12 protein-coding genes and 1 pseudogene are annotated in these 18635 nt (G+C 58.1%); 8 read left to right on the top strand and 5 right to left on the bottom strand.

The window, feature by feature from the left end:
• Positions 1 to 103 precede the first annotated feature (103 nt).
• Complete coding sequence (locus GEI7407_RS08430; protein WP_015171723.1) at positions 104 to 1015, bottom strand: alpha/beta fold hydrolase; 912 nt, start codon at positions 1013 to 1015, stop codon at positions 104 to 106.
• Positions 1016 to 1521: 506 nt separating this feature from the next.
• Here GEI7407_RS08430 and GEI7407_RS08435 point away from each other — a divergent pair.
• The 4 genes from GEI7407_RS08435 (at position 1522) to thyX (ending at position 9742) form a co-directional block, all read left to right on the top strand.
• On the top strand, positions 1522 to 2127 hold the full coding sequence (locus GEI7407_RS08435) for a hypothetical protein (protein WP_015171724.1): 606 nt from the start codon (positions 1522 to 1524) through the stop codon (positions 2125 to 2127).
• A 1015-nt stretch (positions 2128 to 3142) separates the two neighbouring features.
• On the top strand, positions 3143 to 8002 hold the full coding sequence (locus tag GEI7407_RS19435; protein ID WP_015171725.1) for a caspase family protein: 4860 nt from the start codon (positions 3143 to 3145) through the stop codon (positions 8000 to 8002).
• Between the two features lie 181 nt (positions 8003 to 8183).
• Entirely contained in the window at positions 8184 to 8954 is a 771-nt protein-coding gene (locus GEI7407_RS08445) for a hypothetical protein (RefSeq protein WP_015171726.1), read from the top strand.
• A gap of 65 nt (positions 8955 to 9019) precedes the next feature.
• Entirely contained in the window at positions 9020 to 9742 is a 723-nt protein-coding gene (gene thyX, locus GEI7407_RS08450) for an FAD-dependent thymidylate synthase (protein ID WP_015171727.1), read from the top strand.
• Here thyX and GEI7407_RS08455 read toward each other — a convergent pair.
• Together GEI7407_RS08455 and GEI7407_RS08460 are read right to left on the bottom strand one after the other, a co-directional pair.
• Positions 9734 to 11197 (bottom strand): WD40 repeat domain-containing protein, encoded by a 1464-nt coding sequence (locus GEI7407_RS08455; protein WP_015171728.1) that lies wholly within the window; start codon positions 11195 to 11197, stop codon positions 9734 to 9736. The genes thyX and GEI7407_RS08455 overlap by 9 nt on opposite strands.
• Positions 11198 to 11393: 196 nt before the next feature.
• Positions 11394 to 11957, bottom strand: coding sequence for a hypothetical protein (locus GEI7407_RS08460; RefSeq protein WP_015171729.1), 564 nt, complete (start codon positions 11955 to 11957; stop codon positions 11394 to 11396).
• Between the two features lie 938 nt (positions 11958 to 12895).
• On the opposite strand from GEI7407_RS08460, the gene GEI7407_RS08465 reads away from it, so the two are divergent.
• The 4 genes from GEI7407_RS08465 (at position 12896) to rpoD (ending at position 17006) form a co-directional block, all read left to right on the top strand.
• Positions 12896 to 13285 carry a hypothetical protein gene (locus GEI7407_RS08465; RefSeq protein WP_041268344.1) on the top strand — a complete coding sequence of 130 codons (390 nt, stop codon included), beginning with the start codon at positions 12896 to 12898 and terminating at the stop codon, positions 13283 to 13285.
• 61 nt (positions 13286 to 13346) lie between these two features.
• Positions 13347 to 14069: a polysaccharide deacetylase family protein gene (locus GEI7407_RS08470; protein WP_015171731.1), complete on the top strand. Its 723-nt coding sequence runs from the start codon at positions 13347 to 13349 to the stop codon at positions 14067 to 14069.
• Between the two features lie 312 nt (positions 14070 to 14381).
• Entirely contained in the window at positions 14382 to 14741 is a 360-nt protein-coding gene (locus GEI7407_RS08475; RefSeq protein ID WP_041268345.1) for a hypothetical protein, read from the top strand.
• 1119 nt (positions 14742 to 15860) lie between these two features.
• The gene (rpoD, locus tag GEI7407_RS08480) at positions 15861 to 17006 is read left to right on the top strand and encodes an RNA polymerase sigma factor RpoD (RefSeq protein WP_015171732.1); all 1146 of its coding nucleotides are present in this window, start codon (positions 15861 to 15863) and stop codon (positions 17004 to 17006) included.
• 485 nt (positions 17007 to 17491) lie between these two features.
• On the opposite strand, the gene GEI7407_RS21975 is transcribed toward rpoD, so the two are convergent.
• Positions 17492 to 18184, bottom strand: a complete 693-nt coding sequence (locus tag GEI7407_RS21975) for an ABC transporter ATP-binding protein (RefSeq protein ID WP_396229532.1) — start codon at positions 18182 to 18184, stop codon at positions 17492 to 17494.
• 18 nt (positions 18185 to 18202) lie between these two features.
• Positions 18203 to 18631 (bottom strand): annotated as a pseudogene (locus GEI7407_RS21980) (ATP-binding cassette domain-containing protein); the annotation flags it as partial.
• Positions 18632 to 18635: the final 4 nt, after the last annotated feature.

Genomic DNA, 18635 nt, shown 5'->3' on the forward strand with positions numbered 1-18635 from the left:
TGGGCCAGAACCTGCACTCGCCTAATGAAATGCATTGGTTTGAATAGGGGCGATCGCCGCAAGCGATCGCCCCTATTTGTATTTTGTATCCAGAGAGGCTGTCTCAGGCCGGGAGGGCAGCCGTTGCCTCGATCTCCTGCAAAAAGCTGCGAATCAAGGCGATCGTGACCGCTGGTATCTCCAGCTGAGGCGTGAGGCCGACCCCTTCGAGGGCATGGAAAACCCGTACAGCCTGGGGATTGAGGGCGGCCAGGCGGCGGCCAATCTCTGGCCCGGTAAACTGAGACTTTTCGCCCCAAATCATGAAGGTAGGCGTGGTCAGCTCTGGCATGTAGCGCGCCAGATCAAAGCACAGGTCCCCTCGCACGAAGGACAGAGCTGCATATTCGGCATTGGGCTGGCTGGCCGAGGCGAGATAGGCCTCAACGATCTCGGGATAAATGCGATCGCGATCGGCAAACTGGCGCTGCTCTAAAAAGCTGCGAATGCCCCCAGCGGTGGCGATGCCAAAGGTATACAGCAGGCGATCGACGACCGGCGTTTTGACCACCTGAGCAAAGAGGCTGCGGGTGTAGTTTTCGCCAAAGTCCGACAGCCCCGCTGGCGTCACCAAAATCAGCGCTCGAAACAGCTCGGGTCGAGCGATCGCCACTCGCACCACATAGGCCGCTGTCAAAGAAGACGCCACCGCAATCACCGGGCGATCGCTCACCTGCTCCAAAAACTCCCGGAGTGTCGTCACGTAGTCCTCTGGCTCATAGTCTCGGGCCGGATGGGCCGAACGGCCCCAGCCCACCAGATCCGGCGCAATCACTCGATAGTCCGCCGCGAAGGCTGGATACACCTTGGACCACTCATAGGAAGACGATCCGCCACCAAACCCATGGAAAAACACCAACGGCGCTGGGTCGAAGCTTGCAGACGCCCAAGGTGCCTCCTCGGCGGTCGTATGGTAAACCATCGTTCCCAGGCTCGTGACGATAGATCGCTGGACAAAACCCGGTGGCTGGAACATGACTCGTTGCCTAAAGATTTATTGCATTCCCTTATTGTCGCCCTGTGCTCCCAGTTGTGCCTCGCCCGTTTGGCCTACAGCCGACTGATAGAGAGCGATCGCCCACTTTGATCCATTAGGGGGACCCTAAAAGTATGCACTCATTGCATAATGGAAATAATTTACAAAGTCTTGATGTAGTTTTTGAGACTTTTATCAGGGCTTTATTGCTGTAAATTTCTGTGTATGTAGCAAACTCCGTAAGAAAGCTGAGGTAAATTCCTAAAATCAGGGAATCAAATCAGTAAGTCCACGGCAGCTTGCCTAACATCAGACTATACTACCGCTACAGGGCCATAGCCAATTTCCACCCAACACCGTGGAACCATGGACAGGCCAAACCAAAACGCTTCACACAGAGTGTTTTTGACGACAGGGTGCATCGGGACTACTCAGTAAATCGCAGCACACACCTTCCCTACTGAAGGTGGTGGCCGCTCACAGAAATGTAAAGAGTTGAGGGCGGTATGCCTAAGCAGTCATACTTCGAAGCGTCCCGGAAGCAGACCCGGACCTCTAGATCCCGCACCCAGTTTTCGTCGTCCTACGCCTCCGAAGAAACGAAAACTCGTGATGCGGCACCCTTACGCGCTGTCCCGGCTGCGTTCCAGACAGCCACAGCAGCGCTTGCTCTGGTTCCAGCAGACTGTATCCATCTGCTGTGGAGCGACCTGGAGTGCTTCAGCACCGTAGATCGTCAGTTTCAGCAGTGGGGCGTCACCTTCTCGAATGCGGTGGCCCTGCGCCCTTCCAACCCGGCTTTTCCGACCTATGGCGGCGATCTTGTGCTGATGGGAGCGCCCAAACAAGGCTGGCTAGAGGTGAAGTTTCGGCGGCCTGTGCGCTATGTAAGCAGCCGCGTCACCAGCTCGCGATCGCTCCAAATGATGGCCTATGACAGCAACGGGCAGCGGATTGCGGCTGTGCCCTTGCTCTCGCCTAACTGTGCTGAATCCGGCAGCGCTGTCTCCCCCAACGCCCCTCTAGGCCTGCATGCGGACAACATCCATCGGGTAGTCTTTTCGAGCTTTGACGGCAACTTTACGCTAGGAAACCTGTGCTTCCACTTTTGAGGGGCTGATGTCCCGTCAAGGGCTTGATTCCTTGGCGGGATTTGCACCTTGCAGAGGGCTCCGTGAAAACTTTACAGATTCCTCGGAGCTCGTATACGTGAAAATACTGCACTAGTATCGGTATTTGCTGAAGAAGCTGACTGGCTTTGAGCAATACCCGTGAAAATTTCACAAGATTTTCGTATGCGCTTCATATTTATAGGTAATTCAGCTCGCCGCATAAAATAAAAATGCCCGTGTAAACACGAGTCTTGCAATCGTCTAAATTTATAGAAAAAGTGATTGAAACCCTTTGCTATTGAGGGTCTCACCCCTTTTTACAAAACATTTGAGATTGGATATCTTATAGGCGAGAAAACAGGGTTGCTGAATTTTATTTTTCTGCATTTGCTAATGAGTTGTCTGAAAAAGTCAGCTGCTTAGTGAGTGCCTCAGCTCCTAGTTTGTCGTTGTTGCAGTTGCTAAGTGCCCCAATCTGTGGTAGCTGCAATGACTACTTAAATCAAGACACTGGTAGTGAGTCGGGTAGGTAGTGCACATTCCTTCACAAAAAAGCTGGTGAATCATTGGACAGTGTGTTCCCTGAATGGTGTTTTGTGGGCGATCGCTTGTTGGCAAAGAGTTCCCAGCGCTGCTTGTGGTGCAAACGCGGTCTACAAGCGGACTAGGAGGCCAGGAAGCTAGGGCGTTCTGAGCTCATCATGGCTTGGTGATGAGAGAGGCTAGTGGCGCTGATGCTAAGCGTTAACCGATCTATCTAGTGGCTCTAGGTCTGAATTTTTAGCTTCATGAAACGCCGTCAAAGGTCGGCTTTAGAGAGTCTGTTAACGATGGGCTTATCCGAGATGCTCGCGGCAATGAGCTGACCGGTAGGCGCGATCGCCCGCTGGGCTGATTGGGCCTCTGGTCAACAGGAGGATAAGCCACGGGAATATCCAGTGCTAGATGGCGATCGCCTGCGATCGCCGTCCTGGAGGATTTTCGTCTTTTTCCAGGGGAACAGGGTGCAGATCTAATGATGCGTGACGCGCTAATTGTTGGAATTAATAGCTATCAATTTTTGCCGAGTCTGCGGGCACCAACCCACGATGCGGAGGCGGTGGCCCAGATTCTGGAAACCCACGGGGACTTTCGGGTGACGCGCTTGCCGGAGGCGATCGAGGAGGGTCGGCCACGGGTGGGTGCGCGATCGCCGGTTTCGCTCCAGGCCCTCGAGGCGTCGCTGGTGCGGTTGTTCAAGCCAAAGGGGCGCAATATTCCCCACACGGCGCTGTTCTACTTTTCGGGCCACGGCCTCCAGAAGGATGCCGGGATTCAGGAGGGCTACTTGGCCCTCAGCGACGCCAATCCGGCCCAGGGATTCTATGGGTTGTCGCTGTTTTGGCTGCGGCGGCTGCTCCAGGAGAGTCCGGTGCGCCAGCGCATTGTGCTGCTGGACTGCTGCCATAGCGGTGAGCTGCTGAATTTTGCGGAGGCGGATCCGGGGGCTTCACCCGGGGTCGATCGCCTGTTCATGGCGGCGTCGCGGGACTATGAGGTGGCCTATGAGTCCCTGGAAAGTCCCTATAGTGTGTTTACCCAAGCGCTGCTGGAAGGGCTCGATCCTCGCCAGACAGAGAGCGGCTTGGTGACCAATCACTCCCTGACAACGGCGGTTAATCGGGGCCTCAAGGGCCAGATCCAGCAGCCGCTGTTTGAAAATTCTGGCAGTGAAATTATTTTGACCCGCTGCGATCGCCCGCTGGTCTCGCAGCCCGCCCCAGAGGCGATCGCCTGTCCCTATCCCGGCTTGCAGCCATTCTCGGAGGCCCAGGCGGCCAGTTTCTTTGGCCGCGAGGCGGTGCTGGCGCAGCTGCTGGAGCGAGTGCAGCACCACCGCTGGGTGACCCTGGTGGGTGGATCGGCGAGCGGCAAGACGTCGCTGCTGCGGGCGGGTCTGGTGCCAGCCCTGCGCCAAAGGGGCGATCGCTATCAGGTGCACTGGGTAAACCTGGCCTCCCAGCCGCTCCAGCACCTGGCGGCGGTGTTTGTGGATCCTGAGGCCTCCAGCGTCGAGCGAGCGGACCAGCTGCACCAGGCAGAGCGCCTTTTGCAGGAGGGAGCGCCCGGGCTGGTGCGGCTGATTCAGAGTCGCCTGACGGGGGCGTCGGACTCCCTGACCCAGCTACCGACGGTGCCTGGGGCCTGCCGCTTTGTGCTGGTGGCGGATCAGCTAGAGCAGCTTCTGGCGCTGGGCCCTGAGGGGCAGCGGGTCGTCGAGCTGCTGACGGGGGCGCTGCGGCTGGCAGGGGACTGGTTTACGGTGGTGGCGGCGCTGCGATCGGAGGCGCTGCCCTTGGCCCAGGGCGATCGCGCCCTATCTATCTATGTAGATGAAGCTCGGATTACCCTAGCAGCGCCGACGGAGAAGGAACTGCGCCAGGCGATCGCCCGCCCCGCCGAGAGCGTGAACTGCGCCCTCGAACCGAACCTGATCCAGGCCCTGCTGCTGGATGTAACCGTCTCCCCAGCGCCGTTTCCCCTGATCCAGGGCATCATGACCGAGCTGTGGCAGCAAGCGCCCGCTACAGATCGCCTGACCCTGGAGCACTACTTGGCCGTTGGCGGTGTGCGGGGCCTGGTGCAGGGATGGGCGACGGCGCTGTGGGAGACCCTGGAGGAATCCCAGCAGGCCTTGATGCAGCATATTTTGCTGGCCCTCGTGTACGTGGGCGAAGAAACGGAGGTTGCCCGCCGCCGCGCTCTCAAGGACGAGCTTTTGGGGCAAGCCTTCGAGGCCCCGGCGGTGGAGGCCATGCTGGCACACCTGGCGGCCCGCGCCTTGGTGGTGACCGATCGCATTCAAGATCCCGCGGGCATTGCCCAGACGACGGTGGACCTAGTCCATGGGGCGCTGCTGCATCACTGGGAGCCGATGCAGCAGTGGCTGGTCACCCATCGCGATCGCCTGCTGCGCCAGCGTCGCTTGGAGCGGCTGGCCCAGGACTGGCTGCGGCGGGGCCAGCCGAAGCGGGCTGAGCATCTGCTGACGGGGGCTCGCCTGCGGGAGGCTGAGGCCTTTTTGACGGAGTACCCGAGGTCTCTGTCGGGGCTGGCGATGGAGTACGTGGCGCTGAGCCAGGCCGAGAGCCGCCGGACGCACAAGGAGTTCCGGATGCTGCAAATGATGGTGCCCTGCGTCCTGCTGGCGGCGATCGCCGTGACGGTTGCCCAGTACCGGGTGACGGCCAGCAGCCAGGTGGAGAAGGAGCAGCACCTGCGGCTGGTCAACTCTCGCCAAACGGCGGCGATCGCCCAAGACATCCTGGACACCAGCTCAGGGGACCCAACGGCGGCCCTGCTGATCAGCCGAGTGGTGGCGGAGAAGGAAGGACGCACCCAGGAGATCGAGGCCAGCCTGCGATCGGCTCTCCAGCGCCTGGGCCAGCAACAGGTTCTGTGGAAAGATTCGACGGCGATCGCCCAGGCTGCTTTTACGCCAGAGCGCGATCGCCTCTTGACCGTGGATAAAGCCAACAACCTCAAGCTGTGGGACATCGATACCCAGGAGCTAGCGGCTGCCTGGGACTGGTCCACCGATCAGGCTCCGGCCATTGAGCAAATGGCCATCGGTCCGAAGGGGAATCAGGTCGCCTTCGTGGTGAAAAATGAGGCGGATCTGCGACTTTGGCAGGTCTCCCATCAGCGAATTTTGCGCATGAAGGGCCTGCGCACAGCGGCAACGGCGATCGCTCTAGATCCCCAGGGACGCTGGCTAGCGGCGGTGGGTGACCACCAAATGGTGGTGTGGCGTCTAGACGATCGCCCGGCAGAGGAGGTCGGAACCCCGGTGATGGTGGCACGCCACGCCAAGCCTCTTCACAGCCTGAGCTTCAGCCCCGACGGACGCCAGCTCCTGATGGGGGGGCGCACCGCTGCGGCCCAGCTGTGGCGGCTGCCCACGGCCCCCAAAGCCAAAATTGCCTCGCCGCAGTTGCTTAACCATGGCGCTCCGTTGACCCAGGCGGCCATGAGCCCGGATGGGCGGGCGATCGCCACCGTCAGCGAAGACGGCACGATCAAGCTTTGGGATAGCCAAACGACCCGTCTGCTGCGCCGCTTGCCTTTAGGGAATGAGCGGCCTTCGGATCCTCGACAGTATCGCCTCGAATTCAGCTCCGATGCCTCCCAAATTGCCCTTTCGGACGACCGAGGCAGTTTGTGGCTGTGGAGAGTCACCAATACGGCACCGATCCGCCTGGGGAATGTGGCTGAGGCCCAGGAAGAGAGCCAACAGCCGCGACAGGTGCAGTTCAGCGCAGGGGGCCGCCTCTTGGTTAGCGTTGTGCCGGCCTCCAAGCACCATGGAGAAACAGCCCAGGTGTGGGAGACCGAGACCGGACAGGCGATCGCCCATTTGCCCCAGGCCGACGGCGCGATTCTCGGCGCCAGTTTTGCCGACGATGGAGCCTCCCTACTCACGGTCCGCCAAACGGGCACCGTGGCTCGCTGGCAGATTCATGGCGGCGGCGAGCTGCCCTCCCTCAATATGGCCTCAGGACCGATTCGCTGGATGATGGCCCTAGAACCGCGACCCACAGCCCCCGTGGAGATGGACCAAGAGCTGACGACGGCCTCAGCGCCACCGACCTTTGGAGCGGCGATGTGGTCCACGTCACCCCTGGCATTGGCCCTGAACTCCGAGGCCAAGACCTCCCGCGTGATGCCGCTGCTGTCTTTGCTGTCACGTTTTAGCCGCTCGTCCCCCAAGACCCTGGCCGCCCTGCAAGACAGTCAGCGCATCGCCCAAGCCTATCGTCAGACTACGGCCCAAGCAGGCTCATCGACCCTGCTGACCGTGAGTGAAGGTGGGGAACTGCAACGCTGGAACGTGGTGGCGGGAGAGCCCCTAGGGGCACCGATGAATCTGCTGTCCCCCCAGGCCCCTGGGGCAACCCCTGCGGTGCTGACGGGGGTTGCCTACAGCCCAATGACGCGCCAACTGGCGATCGCCTCCTCCGAGGGTGCGATCGCGCTTCGGACCCTTCAGCCTGACGGAACGCTGTCAAAGGTCCAGCCCTTACCGACTGCCCTAGACCTCGATCTGGCGGGCGCTGCGGTGGTTCTGCGTTCTCTGGCCTTTAGTCCAGATGGTGCCCATCTGCTGGCCATTGGTGATGATCTGGCCGTGCGGGTTTGGGATCTGGAAACGGGGACGCTGCGCCATCTGCTGAAAGGTCACCAAGCGACGATCGCCATGGCCCGCTTTAGCCCGGATGGCCAGCGCCTTGTCACGGCGAGCTGGGACCGCACTGCCCAGATTTGGGACGTCACTTCGGGGGAAGGGATCCAGGTGCTTCCCCATCCCGACGCGGTGAGCAGCGCTGCCTTTAGCCCCGATGGCCAGCTGCTGGTAACCAGTAGCTGGGACGGCGTCGCCCGCGTCCTGAATGGCAAAACGGGGCAAGTTCAGGTACTGCTGCCGGGGGATGGTCAGCCGCTGCTGGATGTGGAGTACAGCCCAACTGGCCAGGCGATCGTTACCACCAGTACCGATGGCAGCGCTGCTCTGTGGGACGCCAAAACTGGCTTGCAGCAGGCCAAGCTGCGTCCTCAGCGAATTGGCGGAGCGACGCTGCCGATGCAGCAGGCTCAGTTTACGCCCGATGGCCGGTGGCTGATGTCTCTGTCCGAGGATGGGCGAGTATACGGCTGGGCGGCGACGTGGTCTTCGCTGATGCGCTTGGCCCGGGGTCGCAGCGATCGCCAGCTGACCCCTGAGGAGTGCTTGCGCTACCTGCAAGTGTCGCCAGAGGTTTGCTCGTCGCTGCCCGAGTCCTCCGGTGTGCCCACGCCGTCGGTTTTGGTCAGCGCGAGCAAGCCCCACCTGTTGTGAGGGGCGGCTAGACGGCGGGGCGAGATACGCCTGACCCGCCGCAGGCGCGTCTACGGAGCAGTGAAACTGCGGGTATGCTTATGTAAACGTGATGAATGCCAGTGACCCTAGATTTTTCTCTGGGGCATGGGCGATCGCCCCATGGCTAGTCTCGTTTTCTCCTTTCATCAGGCAATTTAAGGTGGCTCCTGCGACTTCCCAGGCTCACAATCCGTCCGATTCGCCCGTTCCGTCTGACCCAAATCGCGCTTTGTCGCCGCGCCGCGCCCCCCAGCGTCTGCGACAACCAAAGCTCTGGCGCTGGGGGGCGATCGCGGGCGGTCTGCTGCTGCTGACGGACTGGAAGCTCATGCTGGCGGCGGGGGCAGGTGGCGCTGTCTGGTGGCTTAGCTACTGGCTGCGCGAGCATCCAATCCCGGTAGATACGGCTGAAATTCGGCGCTGGCTGAAGGCCGAAAACTGGCCAGTCCTGCTGGCCGCCGGAAGCGGTAGCGTAGTGGCTGTAAGCACCTACCTGGCGATCGCCATCTGGAGCGACACTGACAGTTTTTGGCTGGCCTCGGGCATCGCGCTCCAGGGGCTGGGCACGCTGACCCTGCTGGCGCTGCTGGTCTGGCAGGTTCTGGGCCGCCGCGCCGATCGCGCCCCGGCCTCCTTCGATCGCGCCTTCGCCGACTTGGCAGCGGCGGACCCCCTCCAGCGCCTGGTGGCGGTGCGGCAGCTGTCCCAGATGGCCCAGGCCTCTCACCTGGACGCCCAGGAGCTGCGCGTGCTGGCTGATGCGCTGCGGTTGATGCTGCGGCGGGAGCAGGAACCCATTGTGCGAGCGGCTGCTCTGGAGAGTTTTCGGCAGCTGCCGTCGCCTCCGGCTTTGGCGCCCAGTCAGCGATCGCCGGTCTCCCCGGTCCAGGAGCGTCGCGAAGAGGCGCGATCGCGCCAGCCGGTTTCGTAACGGAAGGCTGCTAAGCCCTGAGAACCTGATAAAATTTGGAGCCCTGCATCAGAGACGACGCGGATATGGAGCGCTTTCGAGTTGAGGTTGTTTCCCAAACCTCTCATCCCCAACAGGTTATTTACGCCGCTATGCACCAGGACTATGCGGAGATGTTTGTCTGGGATGAGCGCGATCGCTGGCCTGACGAAGAAAGCGCTGGCGAACTGATTATCAAACACCTGTTGGCAGGCAATCGCGGCCACTTTGGCCCCCTAGAGCACCCCCAGATCGTGCTCAACTTCGGCTGGTTCCCCCACAGCACCATGCAACAGCTCCGCACCCATCGCGTGGGCGTGAGCTTCGATGTTCAATCTTTCCGATATACCGGATCGCGCTTGCTGGAAGTGGCGGAGGGCAAGCGAGAGGTGGAGGACGTGTTTTATTTGCGTCCGCTGGGATTTTATGCCGATCGCCAGGGCAAAAAGTACGAGTACACGGCTGAGCAGCGTCAGCAGGACATCGCGTGGTGCCTGGAGGCGTGCGATCGCTACAAGACTCGCATCGAGCAGGGATTTGCGGAGGAGCATGCGCGGGGTCTGATCCCCTTTGATGTTCGCCAGCACTGGGTGATGTCGGCCAATGTGCGATCGCTGATGCATATTTTGGATTTGCGGGCTAAGGGCGACGCTCAGCTCGAGATTCAGCAGATGTGCGATCTGATCTGGCCGCATTTTGAGGCGTGGGTGCCGGCGGTGGCGGCCTGGTACAAGGCCAATCGCTGGAAAAAGGCTCGCCTGTCACCGTAGGCCCTGAAGCTGCCAGACGCGCAGGGTGCGATCGCTGCTGCCGCTGGCGAGGGTCTGGCCGTCGGGGCTAAAGGCGATCGCCGTGATTGCTCGGGTGTGGCCGGTCAGGGTTTGCAGCGCCTGGCCAGTCCGGAGATTCCACAGGACAATGCTGCCTGCTCCGCTGCCGCTGGCGAGAGTCTGACCGTCGGGGCTAAAGGCGATCGCCCGAATCCCGCCTTTTTGCCCCGATAGCGTCCGAATGAGGATTCCTTTGTCCGGATTCCACAGCTTGATCACGCTTTCCTCGGCAAAGCTGGTGTCGGCGCTGCCGGTGGCAAGGATTTGACCGTTGGGGCTAAAGGCGATCGCCTCGACCACGTAGCTGTGGCCGGCGAGGGTGCGTAGCTTGCGGTTCGTGGGGATGTCCCAGAGAATAATGCCGTTTTGATCGGGGCCAAGACCCTGGTTTTGGGCGTCGGCGAGGGTGCGGTTGTTGGGGTGAAGGGCGATCGCCCCGAGGCGATAGCCGGGGCGTGAGGACTGTCGCACTGGGGTGCTGCTGGTGCTCAGGGTCATATTGGGCGCGACCTGGACGCTCTGGGGCTGCCCAGCGCCTGGGGGGAGCGGCAGCGGGGGCGGAAAGGTGGCCGTTCGCTGCTGGCGACTGATGTCCCAGAGATCAACGAGTTCGTCGTTGATCTCGCTAACGATGAAGCGCTGGTCATGGCTAAAAAAGTTGCGAGTACTGCCGCCTTGGCTAAATTCCCAGGTCTTAGCGATCGCCCCATCGGCGAGGCTCCAGACCGTCAGGTCTTTGCCCAGACCCATTAGCTGCTGGCCTTTGGGATCGACCCGTAACTCACGAATCCAGTCATCAGCATCAAGGGCCTGTTGGTGCTGCCCACTGCTGACCTGCCAGCGGTGCACGCCGCCATCGGGACTACCGCTAAAGAGGGCTTGGCCGTCGGGGCTAAAGGCGATCGCCTCGACCTCCCGCCGATGGCCGGCCAAAGTGTACTGAAGGGGAGATCGAGAATCAGCGTCAGCCAGCACGCCAATGGGGGGCGGGATTTCGGCGGTCAGAATGCTGGAGCCCCGAGGACCCATGCTGGCGCTGATGTACCAGCCCTTGCAGTCTGGGCTGGGCCACTCGTAGGTGGTGCCGCTGTCGCTGGGCCGGTAGTACTGGGGCCGACCCAGAAGCCTGCGAGCCTCGCCCTCGAAGGTTTGCAAAAGGCGATCGCCCCCGTCGAGATTTTGGCCTTGCAGCAGCTTCTCGAGGCGCTGGTAGCTACCCCGAGCTTTGATGGGGCAGTCTTCCGGCAAATCGGGCAGCGATCGCAACTCAGTGGCTGTCGTGGTTTGGGTTGACAGAGGCTGGCCATACTCCGAGCGCGGCATGAAGGGAGCACAGCCCGCTACTGTGCCGAAAGCGATCGCAATCAGCCAGAAACGGATCAAACCTGAATGCATGATGGTTGCCGTTGGTTTGACCCATGATTGCTCGGAATTGCGGTTTAATTCCTGAGTTTGAAAAAAAATTTGAGGTTTGCAAGAAGAAAGGTTTGACTTGCAGACCCATAGACCTCTGGATGCGCTTTGCGGCGGCAAATTGTGAAACGGCTGACTTGCTCGCAGAGGTCTGAGAAAGGGCGAAAAACCTGATTGTCTAGGGCCCTGTTGTGCCTGGCTCGGCTTTCTCGACCGACTGATTGTCGACGCCGAGGGTGAAAGTGAGGGGCGCTTGGTTGGGGTAGGCTTTGGCAACCTGGCGATAGACCTGGGCATTGGTCGGCAGAGTGACTGGCTGGCCTTCCTGGGGAATGGTGACCTGGTAGTCGACGGACTTCTGGATCTGAGGAGTGCTGGGGCGCTCTTGGGGCTGCTGGATCCGCGCCTCTATCTGGTCGACGGTGGGTCGAGGCGGCAGGGCGGGCCACCACAGGCCTTGGTCATCGGGTCCGGTGACGGCTTCCTCGGGGCGCTGACCGTTGCGATTGACCAGGCGAGTGCTCTCGAAGATCTCGGGGCGAGGAAGTTTGTCGGTGCCGGGGGTCGTGTACTCGACAACCCAGGTGTAGGTGGTGGTGGCGGTGGCGTCGTACTGAGCGGTGCTGGTGGTGTCGCAGCCGCTGAGGGCGATCGCGGCTAGCCCGCCCAAGAGCCACGGCAGCGATCGCCGCTCACCCCCGCCGGCTCGGGAAACAAAATGGGCTGAAAGAGCATTGAACATAAAAATTTGGCCTCAAACCTTAAGACGAGAGAGTATTCCAGACCGAAAGTATCGGGTAGCGTTTCTGGATTACGCCGATGCTAGCAGCCGCCTGATTTCACCCGCTGCCGCGATCGCCAGATTTACCTTAAATAATCTGGGTATTGTGCTGATTTTGAACGATTTTTGTTGATCAGGGTCTTTGAGTCGCCCCAAGCACCCCGCTGCACCAATTTGTGCCAATATCTGTAAACTAATTCGACAATCTCAAGCGCGATCAATTTAATTTTTGCTTAAGACCAAAATTTCTTACTGAGTATCCAAGAGAAGAAGAAAGGAGTCCGTGTATCCTCCAGCTTTGCTCGAAGATATAGTGCATAAACGAAAAGAAAAATATTCTAAAAATTTATCAGGTTTTCTGGAATGAAATAAGGAACTTGATTCTATCTAAAAGATTTAAATTGGTCAGTTTCAAGACAGATCAAAGCTACAAAATTAACTGGCGATCACCCTTTGAGAAGCACGAGCCCGCGATTTGAGTGATTTTAGACTGGACGCTTCGAGCAATGTGAGGCAGGTCTTGTCGGTCCAGAGATTGTCCTCTCGGCTGGAGCCGCTCTACTGCCCACTCTGCACGCAAAATACTTATTTACGAGAACCGCACTTGCGCAAGCTGCCTGCTCAAACCGAAATTTCTCTGAATCCTGAAATCGATTGAATGGCCCGGCACAGAGAAAAGTTAAAATTTATGCTTTGTGACGCTTCGTTTAAAGTTATTTTGCGATCGCGCGATCAAGCAATTTATAAGGTAATTCTTAAAGCCTAAAAAAAACGGAATTTGCTGGGTTAAAGGCATAGACCTGTCTAAAATCTAGGAACTATAAATCTAGGTCCTAAAGACTTTGGAATTGAACGTGTCTTTGTCCTCTTGCGTTTGGCGGGTAGAACCCCGATGGAATATGGAACTGCCCCAGAGCAATGTTCTCATTTTAGAAAAGGGTGCCGAAGAGCTGGGTGAACTGAAGGCGCTTTTGCTAGAAATGCAGTGCTCTGTTGCGATCGCCCATTCTGAAGATCAAGCGATTGTCCACGCCGATCAGCGATCGCCCTTCTTGGTGATTCTGGCGGGAGACTTTCAGTCGTGGTCTCGAAACCTGCTAACCCAGCTTCGCCAGCGCAACACCCAAGATCGGGTAACCATCGTTGCCTTGACCGATTGGCACGCTCCCAGCTGGCTTCATCAGGAAGAATGCCCCGATCTGGACGGCTTCCTCGTCAAGCCGATCAGCGGCGAAATTCTGCGCTCCCTCATTCAGTCTGCCTGGGCGCGACAATTTTGTGCCAACTAGGCGATTTTGACGATCGCCGCCAAGATCAAAAGAGAAGCCCTGCAACTATGTCTCTGTGTCTATGCAGTTTGCGCCTCTCTATCCAGTCTTGCACCGAGTGCTCAAGCCCCTTTTTCCCCAGTGTCTGTGGACCGGTGATGCTCAGCGACGCGTCGTAGCCCTGACCTTTGATGACGGGCCGCACCCGAAATATACCCCTGCGCTGCTCGACGTCTTGGCGCGTCACAATGTCGTAGCCAGCTTCTTTTGGCTCGGCGCATGCGTTGAGCGATCGCCCGCCGTCGCCCAGGCACTTTACCAGCAAGGTCACTGGATTGGCCTACACGGCTACACCCATCGGGCTTTCCCCCGCCTCTCGCCCCCCGACCTCAAAGCCAGCCTCGAAAAAACGCAGCGCGCGATCGCCCACGCCTGTCAGTGGGACCTAGAACTTGTTCAGCGCCAAGTGCGAGACGTGCGCCCACCGCTCGGAGTCTTTACGCCAGCGACCCTCCGGTATTTGCACCAGTGGCACTATCGTCCTGTGATGTGGAGCGTCGTTCCCGAAGACTGGGTCGAGCCCGGCGTTCATCGCTCCGTCGATCGTGTTTTGCGCCAAGCCCAGCCCGGTTCTCTGATCGTGCTGCACGACGGCCCCTTCGGCGGTACCGACGTCGCAGCCACAGCTGATCAAGTAATTACCAAGCTCAAAGCAGAAGGCTATGAGTGGGTAACCGTAGAAGATCTGTGGGAATCTCGCCTCTTGGAGAGCCAAAAATGTCAAGAAAAGCCTTCAAAGGCTTGAATCTAGAGTGAAATCAGGCATACTACGGACATTGCCTTTCAAAGCTGTCTAACCAGCTTTCCGCAGAAATACTCAGAAATCTGCGCCAAAGCATTGAATTTTTCTCCCCATGTCGGGCAAGTAGGCTAGGCTGGGTGCGGCCTGTACTCCAATCGCTTCGATGTCCTGAAGCCTCCTCAAAGGCGTCAGGGACCCAAAATTCGTTCTCCCTACTGTCTTGTGATCCTGCGAGAAAGAGGGCGATCGCCGTGCCCGCGATTTATCTACTCTTCCTAGACCGTTGGCGCGTGCAAGTGTGCAGAGTCATAAACGATGACCCCAACTTTTATTCTATTTCCCCAAAAATTTCCAGTGCTGCCAAAGTTCATTCCTGAAAATCAGGTATTTGTTTTTAACTTTTGGTTTGATAACACCATGCAGCAGGGAATGTACTTTCGTAACGAACTGTACTGCCGCATTGGCGAATTTCCTGCTGATCATCGCGTCTATCTGTACCAAGCGGGCTGCAAACTGATTCGTCGCGGGATGTCGGTAGTCTTAACCCACGCCCTAGATCACTGCTCGCTGTGGGTTGATCTCCGCAATCCCCTGGTTCAAGACTTGCTGTCTGGTCGACTCAGGGTCGATCTCGACAGCCAACAGCTGCTAATCGACGCCACATCCCACCCTTGAAAGCGTGGGCTTTGCTAGACCGCTGCCGCCAAAAACTGCTTCGAATCCATGGAGATGGGCTGCCCTCACAGGCGATCGCCCGCCGTCGATATTAGAACATTAGTTCGCCTTTCGCTACACTACTCAATATTTTTCTCCCTCCAAAATGAGGAAAGTGTAAACAACTGTTCACTTTCTCTAAAGTTTTCGCTGGAAAATACCGCTTCCTTAATTAAATAAAAAAATAATCACCTAGCCGAAAAACGATTAGAGATATTAATTTCTTAGGCTTCTTCAGCGCTAAAATGGACAGAAATTAGCCCTTTTTCAGAAAAATGGCTGAGGTGTCTAGACGCCTCCATCGGATAGTGAACCAACTCTAAGCAAAATAATAAAAAATTCTCTGAAAAACTCTAAAAAAATCTGTCGCACCCAAAAAAATTGAGTTAACGTACAACAGTAGAAGATATTCAAACGCTTCGTCACTCAACGTCAATTCAGGCAGGCAATGGAGATTTTCTCACTGGTTCTTGGCAGAGTCCGCCTAACGGAATCACAAAACTCTCTGCCTCAAACAAGCCAGTCTACTTGGCCTCATCCCTGAAACCCAAAGAGGACAGCGTTGACCCCAGTCTGCCCTACCTAAAGCACCGGTAGAGTTCCTGTGGTCCCTCGCCCAATCTCACTATGAAGATTGACCGCGATGGGAAAACCGCATAAGGACCGCGAGACAAAAAGGGAGAAAATGCCAAACCTAGTGACTAGAAACATCAGTTACGATAATCAGCTTCTAGGTTGGTCCCCCTGTCTCCTGATAGGCAGCTTAGCCTGAGGGTAATGATGAAATTGGAGATATACAAAATACTCGACTACCGGCCTGCCACGGGACTTTTGTGACTCGCTAGGGTGCAACTTTTGTGAGAAAAGCTACAATCGTGAAGACCTACATAAGATTTGCAACTAGTTGGGGTAAAAGTGCATCGATGGGTGCCAAGTTCGAGAGGTAGTGCATCTCTCTGATTTCAACCTGACCATTGACTTGGCTGTCTCCAATTGTCCGGAGGAAGCTTGGTTGGATGGAGAAGCATATTAGTGCAAATGTTTTTAATTCTTTAGCTGAAGGAGCATGAGGAACGCGGCATGACCCAGGCCAACAACGTACTCGAAACGATGGAGCAGTCTGAATTGGGTTTAGTTGATGAACCCGAGGAGCTAGAGGGGCTCCTTTTGGAGGGCCAAGACGAAGACGGTGAAGTCCCAATCGAAGATGAGGACGGAGATGGCGCTAAGGCTGGAAAGGCCCGCTCTGGCCGTCGCAAAGCCCAAGCAAAGAAGAAGCACTATACAGAAGACTCCATCCGGCTTTATCTGCAAGAAATCGGCCGAATTCGCCTTTTGCGAGCGGACGAAGAAATCGAGCTGGCTCGGAAAATTGCGGATCTCCTGGAGCTAGAGCGTATCCGGGCGGATTTGGCGGAGCAGCTCGAGCGAGAGCCGACGGACGCTGAGTGGGCGCAAAAAGTCGATATGGCTCTGCCTGCGTTCCGCCATCGCCTTCACTTGGGGCGGCGTGCGAAGGACAAGATGGTGCAGTCGAACCTCCGTTTGGTGGTGTCGATCGCCAAGAAGTACATGAACCGGGGTCTGTCGTTCCAAGATCTCATCCAAGAAGGTAGCTTGGGTCTGATCCGGGCGGCGGAGAAGTTTGACCACGAGAAGGGCTACAAGTTCTCGACCTACGCGACTTGGTGGATTCGCCAGGCAATCACGCGGGCGATCGCCGATCAGTCCCGGACGATTCGTCTGCCGGTCCACCTGTACGAGACCATCTCTCGCATCAAGAAGACCACCAAGCTCTTGTCCCAAGAAATGGGCCGGAAGCCGACGGAGGAAGAGATCGCGACGCGCATGGAGATGACGATCGAGAAGCTGCGCTTCATTGCGAAGTCGGCTCAGCTGCCGATCTCTCTTGAGACGCCCATCGGTAAAGAAGAGGATTCGCGTTTAGGCGACTTTATCGAGTCCGATGGTGAAACGCCCGAAGATCAGGTCTCGAAGAACCTGCTGCGCGAGGATCTCGAGAGCGTGCTCGGCACCCTGAGCCCCCGCGAGCGTGACGTGCTGCGTCTGCGCTACGGCCTAGACGACGGCCGCATGAAGACTCTGGAAGAAATTGGCCAGATCTTCAACGTGACGCGGGAGCGGATTCGTCAAATTGAGGCGAAGGCCCTCCGCAAGCTGCGCCACCCCAACCGCAACAGTGTCCTGAAGGAATATATCCGCTAAGGACTCAGTCGGGAATCAGTAAGAACAACGCGTAACAAGGGTAGAGGGGCGATCGCTCCTCTACCCTTGTTTTTTGGGTATGTAGCTTTGATCTGAGCTGTCGCTGAAGCGGGTATCCAGCCCAAGATCTCTCTCAAAAAAATGCCACTCCGCAAGGAGTGGCATGGACTTTCGATGCTTGCTTTTTGCAGAACTATCGAAGTTTAGGGAGATCTAACGAGTTAGCAGTGAACTAGCGGAAAGCAAAGACACTTGCCTATTAAGGCACTAGGCCAAAAATTGGGCTGGGCTGACTCTCGCGTCAAGCGCTGCGGGAGTGAACCTAATGAATACTTTGCTCCGGAAGCCCCGATACCGAGCATCGTGACCGTGTCTTTCGACCGCTTGAGCGACAATACCCGACTGCTTTATTAAAGAATGTAACAAGATTAATGCTTTGCTGCAATGATTTGTTACAAACGCTGGCTGGAGGGCTAGCTGGGGCTCTAGAGCATGGCCCCTGAGCGGGTTGGATGGTTTGGATAAATGGCTTTGCCTGTCTCAAGCTCGAAGAGATGAATTTTGTCGGGCATTAGGGAGAGCCACATTTCTTCGCCCAGGGCTGTCCGGCGATCGGGCTCGATGCGAGCCTGGAGGACGGTGGTTTCCTGGGTCGTTGGCTTGGCGCCGACCAAGAGCGCGGACAGATAGGTGTCGCTGCCGAGGGCTTCGACACGCTGGACTTTCACCAGGAGATTTTTGGGGGCGGGGACGCCGAGGCTGAGATGCTCGGGGCGAATGCCGAGCAGCAGAGACTGGCCGTCGTAGCGCTGGATGACGGGCTCCCAGATGTCGGGGAGGGTGAGGCGAAACTGGGGGTGGATGATGAGTAGGGGAGCCTTGAGCTGAACTTGCAGGAAGTTCATGGGCGGCGAGCCGATAAATTCGGCGACGAAGCGATTGGCCGGTTGGTGATAGAGCTCTAGGGGCGCGGCGACCTGCTGGATCTGGCCGGCGTTCATGACGGCGATGCGATCGCCCATGGTCATGGCTTCGGTTTGGTCGTGGGTGACGTAGATGGTGGTGGTGCCCAGCTCTCGCTGGAGATTGACGATTTGGGCGCGGGTTTCGTTGCGCAGCTTGGCGTCGAGGTTGGAGAGGGGCTCGTCCATCAGGAAGACCTGGGGGTTGCGGGCCATGGCGCGCCCGAGGGCGACTCGCTGCTTTTGGCCGCCCGAGAGCTGCTTGGGTAGCCGGTTGAGCAGGGGTTCCATTTGCAGCATCTGGGCGACGGTGCGGACGCGCTCGTCGACGGCGCGCTCCTGGGCGGACCAGTAGCGCAGGTGCTTGGGCAAGGTCCGGGTGCTGGAGACGAGGAGACGCTCTAGCCACTCGGGGCGGGCTTGGTCGCTGGAGGGGCGATCGCCGGGTGGCTGGCAGCGGCGCAGGCCGAAGGCGATGTTGTCGTAGACGCTCAGGTGAGGATAGAGGGCGTAGCTCTGGAAGACCATGGCAATGTCGCGTGCCTTGGGGGGAAGCTCATTGACGAGGCGATCGCCCACCCAAATATTGCCGCCGGTGAGCGCTTCGAGGCCCGCAATCAGCCGGAGCAGCGTGCTCTTGCCGCAGCCCGAGGGGCCAACCAGCACC

It is taken from the genome of Geitlerinema sp. PCC 7407 (assembly GCF_000317045.1).
Classification (GTDB): Bacteria; Cyanobacteriota; Cyanobacteriia; order PCC-7407; family PCC-7407; genus PCC-7407.